Raw genomic sequence first — 16,148 nt, 5'->3', positions numbered from 1 at the left:
GATGAGCACGCTGATCCCGATCGACGAGGGTGCCGCGGTGGTGCCCGAGGGCCCGGTGCCGGGTGGGGAGATCTTGTGCCGTGACCTGGTACGGATCTTCGCGACCGATGGTGTGGAGGTGCAGGCGCTGCAGGGCCTGAACCTCACGGTCGACCCCGGGGAGATCGTCGCGGTGGTGGGTGCGTCGGGGTCGGGCAAGTCGACGTTGCTGACGATCCTGTCCGGGTTGGACACGCCCACGGGTGGTTCGTGCGTGGTGGCGGGGACCGATCTGCTGACGATGACCCACCGGCAGCGGGTGGCCTATCAGCGGCGCAGCGTGGGGTTCGTGTGGCAGCAGACCTCGCGGAACCTGCTGCCGTACCTGAGCGCGGCGGAGAACGTGCGGGTGCCGCTGGAGCTGGCGGGCACGGGACGGCCGCGCGAGCGGGCCCGTCGGGTGGCGGACCTGCTGGAGCTGCTCGAGGTGGGGCACGTCGCGGACCGGCGTCCGGGGCAGATGTCGGGCGGGGAGCAGCAGCGGGTGGCGGTCGCGGTGGCGGTGGCGAACGACCCGCGGGTGCTGCTGGCGGACGAGCCGACCGGTGAGCTGGACGAGGCGACGTCGGCGGAGGTGCTGGAGGCGCTGCGCGGGGTGAACCGGGAGACGGGGGTGACGACGCTGATCGTGACGCACGACCCGGCGGTGTCCGAGCACGTGGCGCGCACGGTGCAGATCCGTGACGGGCGGACGTCCACGGAGGTGCTGCGCCGTACGGAGGTCGACGAGCACGGCGCTGAGCGGCACGTGGCCGAGGAGTTCGCGGTGCTCGACCGGGTGGGGCGCCTGCAGCTCCCGCAGGACTTCGTGCATGCCCTGGACCTGAAGGACCGGGTGCGGCTGGCGCTGGAGCCCGACCACGTCGGGGTGTGGCCGGGGGCGGCCGGCCCGGCTGCCCGGCCGGGCGAACAGCCAGGCGAGCGGGACGACGACGGCGGCGAGGAGGGCCGATGAGCGGCACGACGACGGGCGAGGCGGCGAGCCGGGCGACGACGTCCGCGTTGCGCGCGGAGGGGCTGACCCGGGTGTTCGGGTCCGGGCCGGGGCAGGTGACGGCGCTGTCCGGGGCGACGCTGGAGGTGGCGCCCGGTGAGCTGCTGGTGGTGCGCGGCCCGTCGGGGTCGGGCAAGACGACGCTGCTGAACCTGCTGGGCGGGCTGGACAAGCCGACGGCGGGGCGGGTGTGGCTGGGGGAGCGGGAGCTCACCGCGTTGCCCGAGGCGCAGGTGATCGCCGCGCGGCGGGACGAGATCGGGTACGTGTTCCAGTCGTTCGGCCTGGTCCCTGTGCTGTCCGCGGCGGAGAACGTGGAGGTGCCCCTGCGCCTGCGCCGCACCCCCGTGGCCGAGCGCGCCGAGCGGGTCCAGGCCGCGCTGGCCGCGGTGGGCCTGGCCGATCACGCCAGGCAGCGGCCGTACGAGCTGTCGGGCGGGCAGCAGCAGCGGGTGGGCATCGCGCGCGCCCTGGTCGCCGACCCCACGGTCCTCATCGCCGACGAGCCGACCGGGCAGCTCGACTCGGCCACGGCCGCCCTGATCATGGACCTGGTCCGGCAGGTGGTGCACGAGCGCGCCATGGCCGCCGTCGTCTCCACCCACGATCCGCTGCTCCTCCAGCGGGCCGACCGCGTCGTCGAGCTCCGTGACGGCCGCATCGTCGACCAGCGGTGATCGGCGCCGGTCGCGCGTCCCGGGAGAGGCACGCCACCGGCGTCGGGCACCGGGGGTGCGGGAACGGCGGGTAGGATAGTAACGCCGCGTGACCTGTCGTCGTGTCCGCGCGCTCCCCCTTCTTCGGAAAACCCTTTGGGAATGAGAGCTCCGTGACTGTGCCTGCCCCCACCCGTGCTGTGCGCAGCGACCTGCGCAACGTGGCGATCGTCGCCCACGTCGACCACGGCAAGACGACCCTCGTGGACGCCATGCTGCGCCAGGCCGGCGCGTTCTCGGCCCACCAGCACCTCGAGGACCGGGTCATGGACTCGGGCGACCTCGAGCGCGAGAAGGGCATCACGATCCTCGCGAAGAACACGGCGGTCCGGTACACCGGCCCGTCGGCCGCGGCGTCGGGCTCCCCGGAGGGCATCACGATCAACGTGATCGACACCCCGGGCCACGCCGACTTCGGCGGCGAGGTGGAGCGTGGCCTGTCGATGGTGGACGGCGTCGTGCTGCTCGTCGACGCGTCCGAGGGGCCGCTGCCGCAGACCCGCTTCGTGCTGCGCAAGGCCCTCGTCGCGAAGCTGCCCGTCATCGTCGTGGTGAACAAGGTCGACCGGCCGGACGCCCGCATCGACGAGGTCGTCGCCGAGACGACCGACCTCCTGCTCGGTCTCGCCGGCGACCTCGCGGACGAGGTGCCGGACCTCGACCTCGACGCCATCCTCGACGTGCCGGTCGTGTACGCGTCCGCCAAGGCGGGCCGCGCCGACACCGTCCAGCCGGCCGACGGCGGCCTGCCCGCCAACGAGAACCTCGAGCCGCTGTTCGCGACCATCCTCGAGAAGATCCCGGCCCCCACGTACGACGAGGGCGTGCCACTGCAGGCGCACGTCACCAACCTCGACGCGTCGCCGTTCCTCGGCCGCCTCGCGCTGCTGCGCATCTTCAACGGCACCCTCACCAAGGGCCAGAACGTCGCCTGGGCCCGCCACGACGGCACGCTGCAGAGCGTCCGCATCACGGAGCTCCTCGAGACCAAGGCGCTGGACCGCGTGCCGACCGAGCAGGCCGGCCCCGGCGACATCGTCGCCGTCGCGGGTATCGCGGACATCATGATCGGCGAGACCCTGACCGACCTCGACGACCCGCGTCCGCTCCCGCTCATCACGGTCGACGACCCGGCGATCTCCATGACGATCGGCATCAACACCTCGCCGCTCGCGGGCAAGGGCGGCAAGGGCCACAAGGTCACCGCCCGCCAGGTCAAGGACCGCCTCGACGCCGAGCTCGTCGGCAACGTGTCGTTGCGCGTCCTGCCCACCGACCGCCCCGACGCGTGGGAGGTCCAGGGCCGCGGCGAGCTCGCGCTCGCCATCCTCGTCGAGCAGATGCGCCGCGAGGGCTTCGAGCTCACGGTCGGCAAGCCGCAGGTCGTCACCAAGACGATCGACGGCAAGCGGCACGAGCCGATGGAGCGCATGACGATCGACGTGCCCGAGGAGTACCTCGGCGCCGTCACGCAGCTCCTCGCCCAGCGCAAGGGCCGCATGGAGACCATGTCGAACCACGGCACGGGCTGGGTCCGCATGGAGTTCATGGTGCCCGCGCGCGGCCTCATCGGGTTCCGCACGCGCTTCCTCACCGACACGCGCGGCACCGGCATCGCGTCGTCCATCTCCGAGGGCTACGAGCCGTGGGCCGGCCCGATCGAGACCCGCATGACGGGCTCGCTGGTCGCCGACCGCTCCGGCTCGGTGACGCCGTTCGCCATGATCAACCTGCAGGAGCGCGGCTCCTTCTTCGTGGACCCCACGCAGGAGGTGTACGAGGGCATGATCGTGGGCGAGAACTCCCGCAACGAGGACATGGACGTCAACATCACCAAGGAGAAGAAGCTGACGAACATGCGGTCCTCCACCGCAGACAACTTCGAGAACCTCATCCCGCCGCGCAAGCTCACGCTCGAGGAGTCGCTCGAGTTCGCACGCGAGGACGAGTGCGTCGAGGTCACGCCGGAGGTCGTGCGCATCCGTAAGGTCGCCCTCGACGCGACGGAGCGGGCGCGGGCCACGGCCCGGGCGAAGCGCGCCTGACGCCACGCCGACGCACCTCGCTCGGCAGGTCCGCGATGAGGAGTGGGAAGCCGTGACGGGTGGCGGGCTGGTGGCGGTGCACGCGCACCCCGACGACGAGACCTTGTCGACGGGGGCGCTGCTCGCGACCTGGGCCGCGGCCGGCAAGCCCACGTGCGTCGTGACGTGCACGCGCGGGGAGCGGGGCGAGGTGCTCGCGCTGCCCGGGACGCTGTCCGAGGGGCTGCGGCACCTCGAGGGGGACTTCGACGCGCTCGCGGCGTACCGCGAGACGGAGCTCGAGCGGGCACTGCGGGAGCTCGGCGTGCGGGAGCAGGTGTTCCTCGACGGGCTCCCGGCCGTCGGCGCCGTCGGCCCGTCTCGTGCCGGGGCGCTGTATGTGGACTCCGGGATGGCGTGGGTCTCGCCCGGGGTGGCCGGGCCTGCGCCGGACGCTCCGGCCGGCGCGTTCTCCCTCGTCCCCCTCGACGAGGCAGCGGGGCGCCTGGCCGCTCTGCTGCGGGAGCGACGGCCGTCGGTCGTCGCGACCTACGAGCCCGGCGGCGGGTACGGGCACCCGGACCACGTGCGCGCGCACCAGGTCGCCGTGCGCGCGCTCGAGCTCGCGGCCGACCCGGAGGCCGCCGTCCACGGCGGCCGCGTGCCGGGAGAGCCGTGGGCCGGGGCAGAGCTGTTGCAGGCCGTCGCGCCGGCCGACGAGGTGCGCGCCGCCCGGCGGGCCCTCGCCGCGCACCCCGCCGCCCGCTCGCTGGCCGCCGCCGAAGGGCTGGACCTCGCCGATCCGGACGAGGCGCTGCCTCCGTTCGCCAAGGACGAGCTCCCGGGCTCCGCGGCTCGCGGGGCGGGCGGCGGATCCGACGCCCTCCTGCGGGATGGTGACGTGGTGAGCTGCGCCGTCGGGCCCGTGCTCGATCGGGTGCTCGCCGCGATGCGCGCGTTCGCGACGCAGGTGCAGCACGTTGCCGCCGTGCCGGCGTCGGTAGCCCCTGATTCGGGCCTGCTGGGCTGGTATGCCCTGAGCAACGGCGTGCTCGCGCCGGTCATGGAGCGCGAGACCTACCTCGTCCGGCGGTGACTCTTGGGTGTCCGGAGTCCGCTTCGAGAACGCCATCAGGTATCGGGTCCGGCTCCGGAGCGATACCTGATGGCGTTCTCGAAGCGGACTCGACCGGCTGGCACGTGAGAGTCGGTGGCGTCAGCGGCCCGCGGCGCCCGCACGATCGCGTGCGGCGGACGCCCAGCCGGATGCGGGAGGATGGGGGCATGAGCAACCGCAACCTCGGCGCCGTGATCGTGCGCACGCTGCTCGCGGTCGTCCTCGGGGCGGTCGTCGGCGCGCTCGGCACGGTGGTGCACCGATTCGGCGACGACGGCTGGTACCCAGGACTGGTCCTGGCGCTCGCGCTGACCGCCGCGGCCGGCGTGCTGAGCCGGGCGTGGGGCGGTCTCGGCGCGTTGCTCGCGGTCGGTGCGGGGTGGCTCGTGGTCGTCCAGGCGCTGTCGTTGACGGGCTCCGGCGGGGACGTGATCGTCCCCGCGGGAACCCTGGGCCTCGTGTGGTCGTACGCCGGGCTCGGGACGCTCGCGGTGGTCGCGTTCGCCCCGTCGTCGTGGTTCGCGGACGTGCCTGTCCGGCGCAGGTCCACCGAGCCGACGACCCCCTGAATCGGCACAGGACCTACACGTCTGGGATGGGTGAAACGCGGCGAATCCCGCCTTTGCGAGTGAGTAGGATTCCCGCCAGGGCGAATTTTGCCGCCGCCAGTCACGGCGTCGACGGCGAGCGTCCCGGGGGTGCGGAGAGCCCGTTCCCGAGAAGCCGCACGGAGCGTGTCGATGGGCCAGCCGACCGAGCGTGAGCAGGCGCTCGAGCCGACCTCGCAGGACCTTCCCACCCAGAGCACCGCCGGGAGCGCATCAGGCTCGACGGTGTCCGACGCGCCCGGGCAGGCAGCCGCGCCGACGGCGTCGCCCACCCCGGCGTTCCCGCCGAAGCTCTCGCCGACCCGCCCGGGGGCGACCCCCGCGCGACCGGAGGCACCCGCGGCGTCCGCCGCCGACGGCGGCCCGGGCGAGCGGCCCGCGAGCACGTCCCCGTCGACGACGGCGTCCGAGGCCACCCCCGCGAAGACCACCGCCGCGCCCAGCTCGGCCCCCGAGCCAGGAGCAGCCCCGGCCGACAAGCCGGCGACGGCTGCCTCGGACACTCCGGCACCGCAGGTCGCCCCGGTCGCGTCGCCCGCTGCCGCGTCGCCCGCCGCCCCGTCGCCCGCCGCCCCGTCGGCGTCCGGCCCGGCCGACAAGCCGGTCGCCCTGGCCGACAAGCCGGCCGCTCCGGCCGACAAGCCGTCCGCCGGGTCGGCACCGGCCGCGCCGCCCGCTCCTGCGGCGCCGTCGTTCGCCCCGACGGCCTCCGGTCCGGCCGCGCCGAAGTCCGCACCGTCGTCGGCCGCAGCCACGCCCGCGACGAGCACGCCGCCGACCGTGCCGCCGACCTTCGCGCCCACGAGCTCGTCCGCCGCGAACCCTGCCGCTTCCCGTCCCGCGGCCGCCGCGTCCCCGCCGGCGCCCGAGCGGCCTGCGGCGACCGCGTCGGCACCCGCGGCGACCCCGCCGGCCTCGACCGTGCCGGCCGCCGGCCTGGCCTCAGTCACCGGCGCCCCGACCACCGGCGCCCCGGCCGCCGGCGCCCCGGCCGCCGGTGCCCCGGCCGCCGGCCTGGCCCCGGCCACAGGCGCCCCGGCCGCCGGTGCCCCAGGAGCCGCCGCCGCTCCCGACGAGGTCGCGCTCCTGCAGGCGGTGGTGGACACGCTCGCCGCCCCGACGGCGACCGCGCCGACCCCGAAGGTCTCCTACCGGCCGCGCGTCTTCGCCTTCGACCCCGCTGACCAGACCCGGTCGTCGCACTCGCCCAGCGAGCCCGGCACCGCGCCGAGCGTCCCCGCCCGGGCGACCGGTCCGGCGTCGGCCACGCCGGTTGCGGTGGTGGGCGTCGTGGCGCCGCCGGACGTGCCGACCGTCGCCCTGCCGGGCTCGATGCCGCTCGCGGCGCCGAGCGAGATCCCGTTCCACAAGCCGCCCACCGGCTTCCTGCCCCGCATCACGGGCGCGATCCCGCGCATCGTGCGCCCCCTGACGGGCACGATCCCGCTCCCGTGGCTGACCACGGGCGCGGCTGCGCGATCGGGGAGCCCGCAGCCGGTGCCCGGCCCGCCCGCTGTGCCGGGCGCGCAGCACGTCCCCCCGGCGAGCCCGGGACTGTTCGGGCTTTCGGGCGACGGGGCGCCGAGCCGCGCGCCCAAGATCGCGCTGTACGCGGGCGTCGTCGCGGTCGTCCTGCTGGGCGGGTACGCGACCATGGCCTGGGCGTTCGGCGACAAGGTGCCGCGCGAGACGACGGTCGTGGGCGTGGCGCTCGGCGGGCAGACCGGGCCGGAGGCGGTGCAGACCCTGCAGGAGGCGCTCGCGCCCCGCGCGGTGGAGCCGCTGCAGCTGACGGCCGGGGAGGCGTCGACGACGCTCGACCCGGCGGCGAGCGGCCTGGCGGTCGACGCCGAGGCGACGGTCGACGAGCTGACGGGCTTCTCGCTCAGCCCCGCCCGCATGTGGCAGCACCTGTTCGGCGGCAGCGAGGAGGAGCTGCTCCTCGCGGTCGACCAGGAGAAGCTCGACGCCGCCGTCGCCGCGCTCACGGAGTCCATGGCCGTGGCGCCCGTGGACGGGACGGTCGTGTTCGCGGACGGCGCCGCGGCGGCGACGCCGGCGGTGGCCGGCACGACGGTCGTCGCCGAGCAGGCCGAGGAGATCCTGACGTCTCAATGGCTGCGCCGGACGGGCCCGTTCGACCTGCCGGTCGAGCAGGTCCAGCCGGAGATCACCCAGGCCGAGACAGATGCTGCGCTCGCCCAGGCGGAGCAGATCGTCTCCGGCCCGGTCACGGTCTCCGTGGGCGGACAGAACCCCGAGCTGCCCAGCGCGGCACTGGCGGGTGCGGCGTCGTTCGCGGCGACGGACGGCACGCTCCAGCCGTCGTTCGACGGCGCGAAGCTGGTCGAGGCCATCGTCGATCGCACGAACGACCTGCTGACAGAGCCGGACGAGGCGCACTTCGAGTTCCAGGGCGGCCAGCCGGTCATCGTGGGCGGCGAGCAGGGCACGACGCTCGACCCCGCCGCCTTGGCGGAGGCGGTGCAGACGGCGGCGCTCGGTGACGAGCGCAGCACGACCGTCGAGCTGGTCGAGCGGGACCCGGCCGACTCGCGCGCCGCGCTGGAGGCGCTCGGCGTCAAGGAGGTCATCTCCTCGTTCGACACCCCGCTGACGAACGACGCGGTCCGCACGGCCAACCTGGTCCGCGGCGCGCAGATGGTGACGGGCACGCTGGTCAAGCCGGGCGAGACGTTCTCCCTGATCGACGCGTTGTCGCCGATCACGGTCGCCAACGGCTACGTCGCCTCGGGCATCGTGTCGAACGGTGAGCACACCGACGGCGTGGGCGGCGGGCTGTCCCAGATGGCGACCACCACCTACAACGCGGGCTTCTTCGCCGGCTTCACGGACGTCGAGCACCACCAGCACAGCTACTGGTTCACGCGCTACCCGGCCGGCCGCGAGGCCACGATCTTCGTGGGCGCGAAGGACATGCGGTTCACGAACGACTCCCCGTACGGCGCGCTCATGCAGGCGTGGGTGGCGAACGGCCGCCTGTACGTGCAGATCTGGAGCACGAAGCACTTCAGGGTGGAGACCTCCGCGAGCGAGAAGACCAACATCGTCCCCACCACCCCGGTGCAGAGCTCGGCCGAGGGCTGCGAGAACTACCCGGGCGGCGAGGCGGGTTTCCGCATCACGAACTTCCGGAAGGTGTACACGCCGGACGGCAAGCTCGTGAAGGACGAGGCCGACACCCACACCTACAACCCGGACAACCCGAAGATCTGCGTGGGCTCGGGAGGCTGACGGCTGCACGGCTCGCGCCGTAGGTCGCCGCGGCGGCCGCGCAGCAGGGGGTGACCGGTCCGCGAACCGGTCACCCCCTGCACGTACCCCTGGCCGGGGAGAGAATTCGGGTGCGGCACGCCGCGCACACGGCCCCGCGCCCGCGGGGCCGACGACAGCGGAAGAGGGTTCGACATGCTGGGACGCAGCGAGCGCGAGTCTCCCGCGCACGCGGCGCTCGCCGCGCGCATCGCCGGCTGGGGGGTCGCCCCTGCCGGGCGGCCCGACGGCGGCCCGGCCGCCCCGGCCGTCGCCCAGCGCGGCGCCGCCCCGCCCGGGCCTGCCGGCGCGGCAGGCGTGCTCGACGACACGGTGGACCTGCTGGACCTCGGCACGACGGCGGACACCCTCGCGACCGTCGCCAGCATCGACGACCTCGCCGCCGTGGTGCACCTGGGGCACCCCGAGCAGCCGTCACCCGAGCTGGAGCAGGCGCTCCTCGAGGGCGCGTCGTCGCTGATCGTCACCGGCGCGGTGCCGGTCCCGAACCAGTGGGTGTGGGTGGGTCCGCCCGGCGGCGGGCAGGGTGACCAGGTCATCGTGGACGAGGCCGGCATGCGCGACTGCCGCACGGTGCTGCGCAGCCTCGGCGCGAGCCCGCGGCTGGTCCCGACCCGCACGCCCGTCGAGGAGCGGGTCCTGATCGCCGGGCCGGCCGGCTCCCTGGTCATCGAGCGGTCGCGCGTCCCTGCGGGACTCGTCGAGCTGCCGGACAGCGCCGCACTCCAGGGCCGCGCACCGGTCTGGTACGGGCTGCTCGAGGCGCGCCGCACGTGGCCTGCGTTCACGAAGCCCGCCCAGGTGTGGCTCGCGTTCGGCCCGTACGACGACCACCGCGGCTCGCTGCAGCCGACGCTCGCCCTGATCGCCGACGCCGGGATCGACCTGCAGCACCTGCGCAGCCAGGCGTCGCAGATGGGGCCGCACGTCTTCTTCACGTCGTTCTCGTGCCCCACGTCGGTGATGCTGGACGAGCTCGTGGCCCGGCTCGACGACAACGGCATCGCGCACCGGACCCTCGCCGTGCTGCCGGGCACTTCGTTCGTGCCGGGCCCGGAGAGCCTCGCGCCGCAGTGGGCGCGATGAGCGTGGTGACCGTCACCTCCGCGGCGTACCTCGGCCCGGAAGGCACCTTCACGCACCAGGCCGTGCTGGACTGGACGGCGCTCCACGCCAAGCAGCCCGGTGAGGAGCCCGCCGGAGCGGCGCGCGGCGTCACGGCGGTCCCGCTGACGACGGTCAAGGACGTCCACGACGCGGTCGCTGCGGGCTCGGCCGACGTCGGCGTGGTCGCGATCGAGAGCTCCGTCGAGGGCTACGTGGTGCCGTCGCTGGACGCGCTCGTGGGCAGCCCCGACGTCGTCGCGGTGGACGAGGTGGTGCTCGACGTGTCCTTCGACGCGTTCGTGCGGCCGGGCCACGGCGAGCTCACCGAGGTGAGCGCCCACCCGCACGGCCTCGCGCAGTGCGCCCGTTTCGTCGCTGCCCAGGGCCTCGTGCCGGTGCCCGCAACGTCGAACGCCGCGGCCTGCCGCGACGCCGGCCCGCACACCGTCGCGCTCGGCCCGCGGTTGTGCGGAGAGCTGTACGGCCTGGACACGTACGCGCGCGCGGTGGAGGACTTCCGCGGCGGCCGGACGCGGTTCCTCGTCCTGGCGAGGCGCGCGGACGCGCCCGCGCACCTGGCTCGCTCGCAGGACGCGGGCGAGCGGTCCTGGCGGACGATGCTCGCGATCACACCCGTGCTGACCGGCCCGGGCGTGCTGGCCCGCATCACGGCCGCCTTCGGCGACCGCGGCGTGAACATGTCGAGCCTCATCACGCGCCCCCTGAAGGTGCAGCAGGGCACGTACGTCTTCGTGGTGACGTGCGACGAGGCGCCGTGGCAGCCCGGCGCCCGCGCCGTGCTCGACGACCTCCTCGCGGCCGGCGACTCCCTCAAGACCCTCGGGGTGTTCCCCGCGGGCGCCGGCTCGTACGCCGCGCTCGACGGCGCGCTCGACCCGGACCACGTCCCGGTCGGCTCCGTGTCGGCCTCGGCGCCCGACGACGAGCGCGCCCGGGGCCTGCTGTGGTGAGCGTCGCCGGGCCGGCGGAGCGGATCAGCGTCGGCGTCGTCGGTCTCGGCCTGATCGGCGGCTCGGTCGCCCGGTCGCTCGTGGCGCGGGGCGTCGCGGTGGTCGCGACGGACCCGTCGCCCGCGACGCGCGCGGACGCCTCCGCGATCGGCATCGCGGTGGCCGACGACGTCGCCGCGCTGGCGACCCAGCGCCCGGACGTCGTCGTCCTCGCCGCGCCGCTGCGGGCCATGCGGTCCGTCGCAGGCGAGATGGCCGTCGCGCTGGGCGAGGACCCGGGCTGGGACCCGACCGTGACCGACGTCGGCAGCGTCAAGGGTGCGGTGCGGCGCGCCGTCGAGTCCGCAGGCCTCGGCGACCGGTACGTGGGTGCGCACCCCATGGCGGGCACGGAGCGCTCCGGGTTCGAGGCGTCGACCGAGCGGCTCCTGGCGGGCGCCCGCTGGATCGTCACCGTCGAGCCGGGTGCGGCGACCGACGCCACCGACCCCGCCCGCCTCGAGCAGGTGCTGCGCCTGGTCACCGGCCCGCTCGGCGGCACCGCCGTCGTGCTGACCGACGACGTGCACGACGAGGCCGCCGCACTGATCTCCCACGTGCCGCACGTGCTGGCGACCGAGCTGCTGTCCCTCGTCGCGGGCGCGCCCGTGCGGGACGTGGCGCTCGGCCTGGCGGCCGGCTCGTTCCGCGACGGTACGCGGGTAGCCCTGAGCGACCCGCGCCGCACCGAGGCCATGGTCACCGAGAACGCGACCTGGGTGGCGCCCGCGCTACGCCTCGCGGCGCGTGACCTGGAGGCGCTCGCGGACGCGCTCGAGTCGAACGCGCCGGTGCACGACTTCTTCGACCGCCCGGCCGTCGTGCGGGAGACGTGGCGTCCCCCCGCCCCGGCAGGGACCGGGCCGCCTGCGTCGGACGTGCCCTCGTCGGACCGTCCCACGGCGATCGACGTGGGCGGCGGGCCGGTGCAAGCGGGCGCGCGACCGGCGTCGGCCGGGACCGTTCCTCTCGACGGGGACTGGCCGGCCATGCTGCTGGCGCGCTGCGCCAAGGGTGATGTCGTGGTCGCGGTGCGCGACGGCGAGGTCGTGCTGCGCTGATCGGCGGCTCCGGGGCGGATACGCTGCGCCCATGACTGACGCGGGGTTCAACAAGGACGTTGACGTGATCGTGGTGGGGGCCGGGCTCTCCGGCCTCGTGACGGCGACCGAGCTGACCGCTGCCGGGCACCACGTGCTCCTCCTCGACCAGGAGCCGGCCGCCTCGCTCGGCGGGCAGGCCTGGTGGTCGTTCGGCGGGCTGTTCCTGGTGGGCTCGCCGGAGCAGCGGCGTGTCGGCGTCCACGACGACGCCGAGCTCGCCTTCGCCGACTGGCTCGGCTCCGCGCAGTTCACCGAGGGGGCCGAATGGGGCGAAGGGCCGGACCGTCACGGATACGCGTGGGCGAAGGGCTTCGTCGAGTTCGCCGCGGGCGACCTGCGGCCCTGGCTCCACGCCAAGGGGGTGCGCTGGTTCCCCCTGGTGCAGTGGGCGGAGCGGGGCGGCTACCCCGCGGGCGGGCACGGCAACACGGTGCCCCGCTTCCACGTCACGTGGGGCACGGGCCCGGCGGTGCTGGAGCCCTTCGTCCGCGCCGCGCGCGAGGCCGTGAGGTCGGGCCTGCTGGAGCTGCGGTTCCGCCACCGGGTCACGTCGTTCACGGTGACCGACGGCCGCGTGACCGGGGTCCGCGCCGAGGTCCTCGACGCCGACGGCGCTGAGCGCGGCGTCCCCAGCAGCCGCGCCGTGACGAGCGAGGTGGAGATCGCGGCGCAGGCCGTGGTGGTGGCGTCGGGCGGCATCGGCGCCAACCGTGACCTGGCCCGCGCCCGGTGGAACCCCGGGTCGGGCGAGCTCCCGGCCCGCATGCTGTCCGGCGTGCCCGACTCGACCGACGGGCTGCTCCTCGGGATCGCCGCCGAGGCCGGTGCCGCGCTCGTCCACGAGGACCGCATGTGGCACTACCCGGAAGGCATCGCGAACCACTCGCCCGTCTGGACGGACCATGGCATCCGCATCCTGCCCGGCCCGTCGTCCCTGTGGCTCGACGCCGACGGCGGCCGCCTCCCCGCGCCCCTCTACCCGGGCTTCGACGCGCTCGGCGCGCTGCAGCACGTCACCGCGCGGGGCGACGACCACTCCTGGTTCGTCCTGAACAAGACGATCATGGAGAAGGAGTTCGCCCTGTCGGGCTCGGAGCAGAACCCCGACCTCACCGGCAAGAGCGTGCCGAAGCTGATCGAGCGCGTCCGCGGCAAGGCCGTGCCCGTCGCCCTGTTCGCCGAGCGGTCGCCCGAGTTCGTGTGGGGTTCCTCGGCCGGCGAGCTCGCCGCAGGGATGAACGCCCTCACGGACGCGACGCCGGGGTCCCGCGGCCACGTCGACCCGGCGGCCCTCGCCCGGCTGATCGCGCTCCGCGACGCGCAGGTGCTCTCCGGCCTCGGCAAGGACCCGCAGGTGGTGGCGACGGCGGCGGCGCGGAACTTCTGGGTGGACCGCCGCATCCGCGTCGCGCCCCCGCGCGCCCTGACGGACCCGAAGGACGGCCCCATGCTCGCCGTCCGGCTCTCGGTGCTCACGCGCAAGACGCTGGGCGGCCTGTGGTGCGATCCGGCAGGCCGTGTGCTCCGGGCCGACGGCGAGGTGCTCGACGGTCTCTGGGCCGTCGGCGAGGCCGCCGGGTTCGGCGGCGGAGGCGCCCACGGGAACCGCGCCCTGGAGGGCACGTTCCTCGGCGGCTGCCTCTTCACGGGGCGGGTGACGGGGCGCGCGCTCGCCGGTTCCCTCTGACCCGCGAGGCGACCGTCAGGCCGGGGGAGCGAGGAGGACCTGGACGCTCAGCGCCTCCAGCTTCACCGAGCACGCGCCGCCCGGGCCGCCCGGGCCGACCGCACCGCGGTCGCCGTCGTCCCGCGTGGGGTGGTCCCAGGAGGAGTCCCAGACGAGCTCCCAGCGCGCCGAACCGGGTCGCGGCGGCGCGAGCACGACGTCGGCGTCGGACAGGCCGCCGTTGAGGACGAGGAGCACGTCGCAGTCGTGCGCGCGAGGCCCGGGGCGCAGCATCTGCAGCACCCGCGTGCCGGGCACGGTCCACGCGGCGACGTCCATCGGCTCACCGGAGGCCTGGTACCAGAGCAGGTCCGGGTCCGGCTCGCCGGGCCGGGGCGAGCCGAGGAAGAACGAGTCGGCGCGCAGTGCCGGGTGCTGCTGGCGCAGGCGGGCGAGGAACCGGGCCGTGTCCAGCAGGTCCTGCCTGGCCGGGTCCAGGTCCCAGTCCACCCAGGACGTCTCGTTGTCCTGCACGTAGGCGTTGTTGTTGCCGTGCTGGGTGCGCCCCAGCTCGTCGCCCGCCGTCATCATCGGCGTGCCGGCCGCGAGCAGCAGCGTGGCGAGCAGGTTGCGCTGCGACCGCAGGCGCGGCGGCACGATCGCCGTCCAGTGCTCGGACGTCGCGTCGTCGCCGGAGGGCGCGTGGCCCTCCAGGCCGTGGTTCCACGACAGGTTGTTGTCCGTCCCGTCGCGGTTGTCCTCGCCGTTGGCGGCGTTGTGCTTGTGGTCGTACGCGACGAGGTCGGCGAGCGTGAAGCCGTCGTGCGCGGTGACGTAGTTGACGGACGCGACCGGCCCGCGCACGAGCGGCGGGTCGCTCGGCCCGAACATGTCCGCCGAGCCGGCCAGGCGCGTCGCGAGCTCGCGCAGTCCGCGCATCTCCCGCCCGTGCGACCCCTCGCGGGCCGCGGCGAGCCAGAACCCGCGCGCGGCGTCGCGGAACCGGTCGTTCCACTCCGCCATGGGCGGCGGGAACCCACCAGTCTGCCAGCCGCCCGGCCCCACGTCCCACGGCTCGGCGACCAGCTTGAGCCCGGACAGCACCGGGTCCGTCTGCAGCGCGACGAGGAACGGGTGGTCCGGGTCGAAGCCGACCGTGCCGCGGGCGAGCGTGACCGCGAGGTCGAACCGGAAGCCGTCCACGCCCACGACCTGCGCCCAGTAGCGCAGCGAGTCCAGCGCGAGCTGGATGACCCGCGGGCGGCGGAAGTCCAGGGAGTTGCCGGTGCCGGTCACGTCCGCGAGGGCGGCGGGGGAGGCGCCGTCGTGCAGGTAGTACACCGGGTTGTCGAGACCACGGAAGGCGACGTGCAGGCTGTCGTCGCCGCCCTCGAACGTGTGGTTGTAGACGACGTCCAGCAGCACCTCGATGCCCGCCTTGTGCAGCAGGTGCACCATGCCGCGCAGCTCGTCGAGCACCGCCTCCGGGCCTGCGGCCTGCGCCGCCTTCGTCGCGTACGCGGCGTGCGGCGCGAAGAAGCCGAGCGTGTTGTAGCCCCAGTAGTTCTCCTGGCCCTGGGACACGAGCCGTGGCTCCGAGGCGCTCGCGTGGATCGGCAGAAGCTCGAGCGTCGTGACGCCCAGGCTCTTGAGGTGGTCGATGACGACCGGGTGCGCCGCGCCGGCGTACGTGCCGCGCAGCTCCTCGGGCACGTCCGGGTGCTGCATCGTGAGGCCTCGCACGTGCGCCTCGTAGATGACGGTGTCGGCCCACGGCACACGGGGCCGCGTCCCGGGCTCCGGCGGCGGCATGGGCGGCATCACGACGGCGTGCGGGACGGACGCGAGCGAGTCGCGGTCGTCCGCCGGGCCGTACGGGTCGGCGAGCCACCAGCCGGGGCTGTCGGCGCGCTCCTGCGCCACCGCGCCGACCACGGCCGGCCCGTGCGACAGCTCGCCCACCAGGCCGCGCGCGTACGGGTCGACCAGCAGCTTCGCCGGGTTGTGCCGCAGCCCGGCTCGCGGGTCCCACGGTCCGTAGACGCGGAAGCCGTACCGCTGCCCCGGCCCCACGTTCGGCACGTGCGCGTGCCACACCCCGTAGGTGGGGCCGTCGAGCGGGACGCGGCGCTCGCGGTAGCGGGCGAGGTCGGCGGGTGCCAGCGCCGGGTCCACCACGTCGATCAGGCACAGGTCGACGGCTGTTGCGTGGCTCGCGAGGACCGCCACGTCCACGCCGCCGCCGGGTGCGACGTGCACGCCCAGCGGGGGCACATGGCTGCGCCGCACGTTGGGACGGGTCAGCGGCCGCACGATCGGCCGGGGCGCGGGGTCGCCGGGGGCCCGCTGCGCACTCGCCTCACGTCGGGTGTCCTTGACCATGGCTCAATGGTGGCAGGTCCGGCCGGATGCTCCGAGCCCTCCTGAGGGTGGTTCGTGACGAATACGTGACGCCGATCGGGTCCCTTCG

At 74.9% G+C, this 16,148-nt stretch carries 11 protein-coding genes; 10 read left to right on the top strand and 1 reads right to left on the bottom strand.

What is annotated here, in order from left to right:
* Position 1 precedes the first annotated feature (1 nt).
* The 10 genes from L1785_RS15195 (at position 2) to L1785_RS15150 (ending at position 13,699) form a co-directional block, all read left to right on the top strand.
* Positions 2-994, top strand: a complete 993-nt coding sequence (locus tag L1785_RS15195; RefSeq protein WP_236090117.1) for an ABC transporter ATP-binding protein — start codon at positions 2-4, stop codon at positions 992-994.
* A complete protein-coding gene (locus L1785_RS15190) occupies positions 991-1,710 on the top strand; it encodes an ABC transporter ATP-binding protein (RefSeq protein ID WP_236090116.1) in 720 nt (239 codons plus the stop codon). The genes L1785_RS15195 and L1785_RS15190 overlap by 4 nt, the downstream gene beginning before the upstream one ends.
* Positions 1,711-1,862: 152 nt before the next feature.
* Complete coding sequence (gene typA / locus L1785_RS15185; protein ID WP_236090115.1) at positions 1,863-3,794, top strand: translational GTPase TypA; 1,932 nt, start codon at positions 1,863-1,865, stop codon at positions 3,792-3,794.
* A gap of 52 nt (positions 3,795-3,846) precedes the next feature.
* Positions 3,847-4,869, top strand: coding sequence for a PIG-L family deacetylase (locus tag L1785_RS15180; protein ID WP_236090114.1), 1,023 nt, complete (start codon positions 3,847-3,849; stop codon positions 4,867-4,869).
* A 188-nt stretch (positions 4,870-5,057) separates the two neighbouring features.
* Positions 5,058-5,459, top strand: a complete 402-nt coding sequence (locus tag L1785_RS15175; protein ID WP_236090113.1) for a DUF6113 family protein — start codon at positions 5,058-5,060, stop codon at positions 5,457-5,459.
* A 171-nt stretch (positions 5,460-5,630) separates the two neighbouring features.
* On the top strand, positions 5,631-8,753 hold the full coding sequence (locus L1785_RS15170) for a VanW family protein (RefSeq protein ID WP_236090112.1): 3,123 nt from the start codon (positions 5,631-5,633) through the stop codon (positions 8,751-8,753).
* Positions 8,754-8,927: 174 nt separating this feature from the next.
* Positions 8,928-9,878 carry a hypothetical protein gene (locus tag L1785_RS15165; protein WP_236090111.1) on the top strand — a complete coding sequence of 317 codons (951 nt, stop codon included), beginning with the start codon at positions 8,928-8,930 and terminating at the stop codon, positions 9,876-9,878.
* Positions 9,875-10,870 (top strand): prephenate dehydratase, encoded by a 996-nt coding sequence (locus tag L1785_RS15160; protein WP_236090110.1) that lies wholly within the window; start codon positions 9,875-9,877, stop codon positions 10,868-10,870. Before L1785_RS15165 ends, L1785_RS15160 begins: the two co-directional genes overlap by 4 nt.
* A complete protein-coding gene (locus tag L1785_RS15155; protein WP_236090109.1) occupies positions 10,867-11,970 on the top strand; it encodes a prephenate dehydrogenase in 1,104 nt (367 codons plus the stop codon). Before L1785_RS15160 ends, L1785_RS15155 begins: the two co-directional genes overlap by 4 nt.
* 31 nt (positions 11,971-12,001) lie before the next feature.
* On the top strand, positions 12,002-13,699 hold the full coding sequence (locus L1785_RS15150) for an FAD-binding dehydrogenase (RefSeq protein ID WP_236090108.1): 1,698 nt from the start codon (positions 12,002-12,004) through the stop codon (positions 13,697-13,699).
* Positions 13,700-13,714: 15 nt separating this feature from the next.
* Here the strand turns inward: L1785_RS15150 and glgX are convergent, their stop codons facing one another.
* Entirely contained in the window at positions 13,715-16,060 is a 2,346-nt protein-coding gene (gene glgX / locus L1785_RS15145; RefSeq protein ID WP_236090107.1) for a glycogen debranching protein GlgX, read from the bottom strand.
* Positions 16,061-16,148: the final 88 nt, after the last annotated feature.

The organism is Antribacter soli, from assembly GCF_021568775.1.
Lineage (GTDB): Bacteria > Actinomycetota > Actinomycetes > Actinomycetales > Cellulomonadaceae > Antribacter > Antribacter soli.
This window is presented reverse-complemented; position numbering and strand designations above follow the sequence as displayed.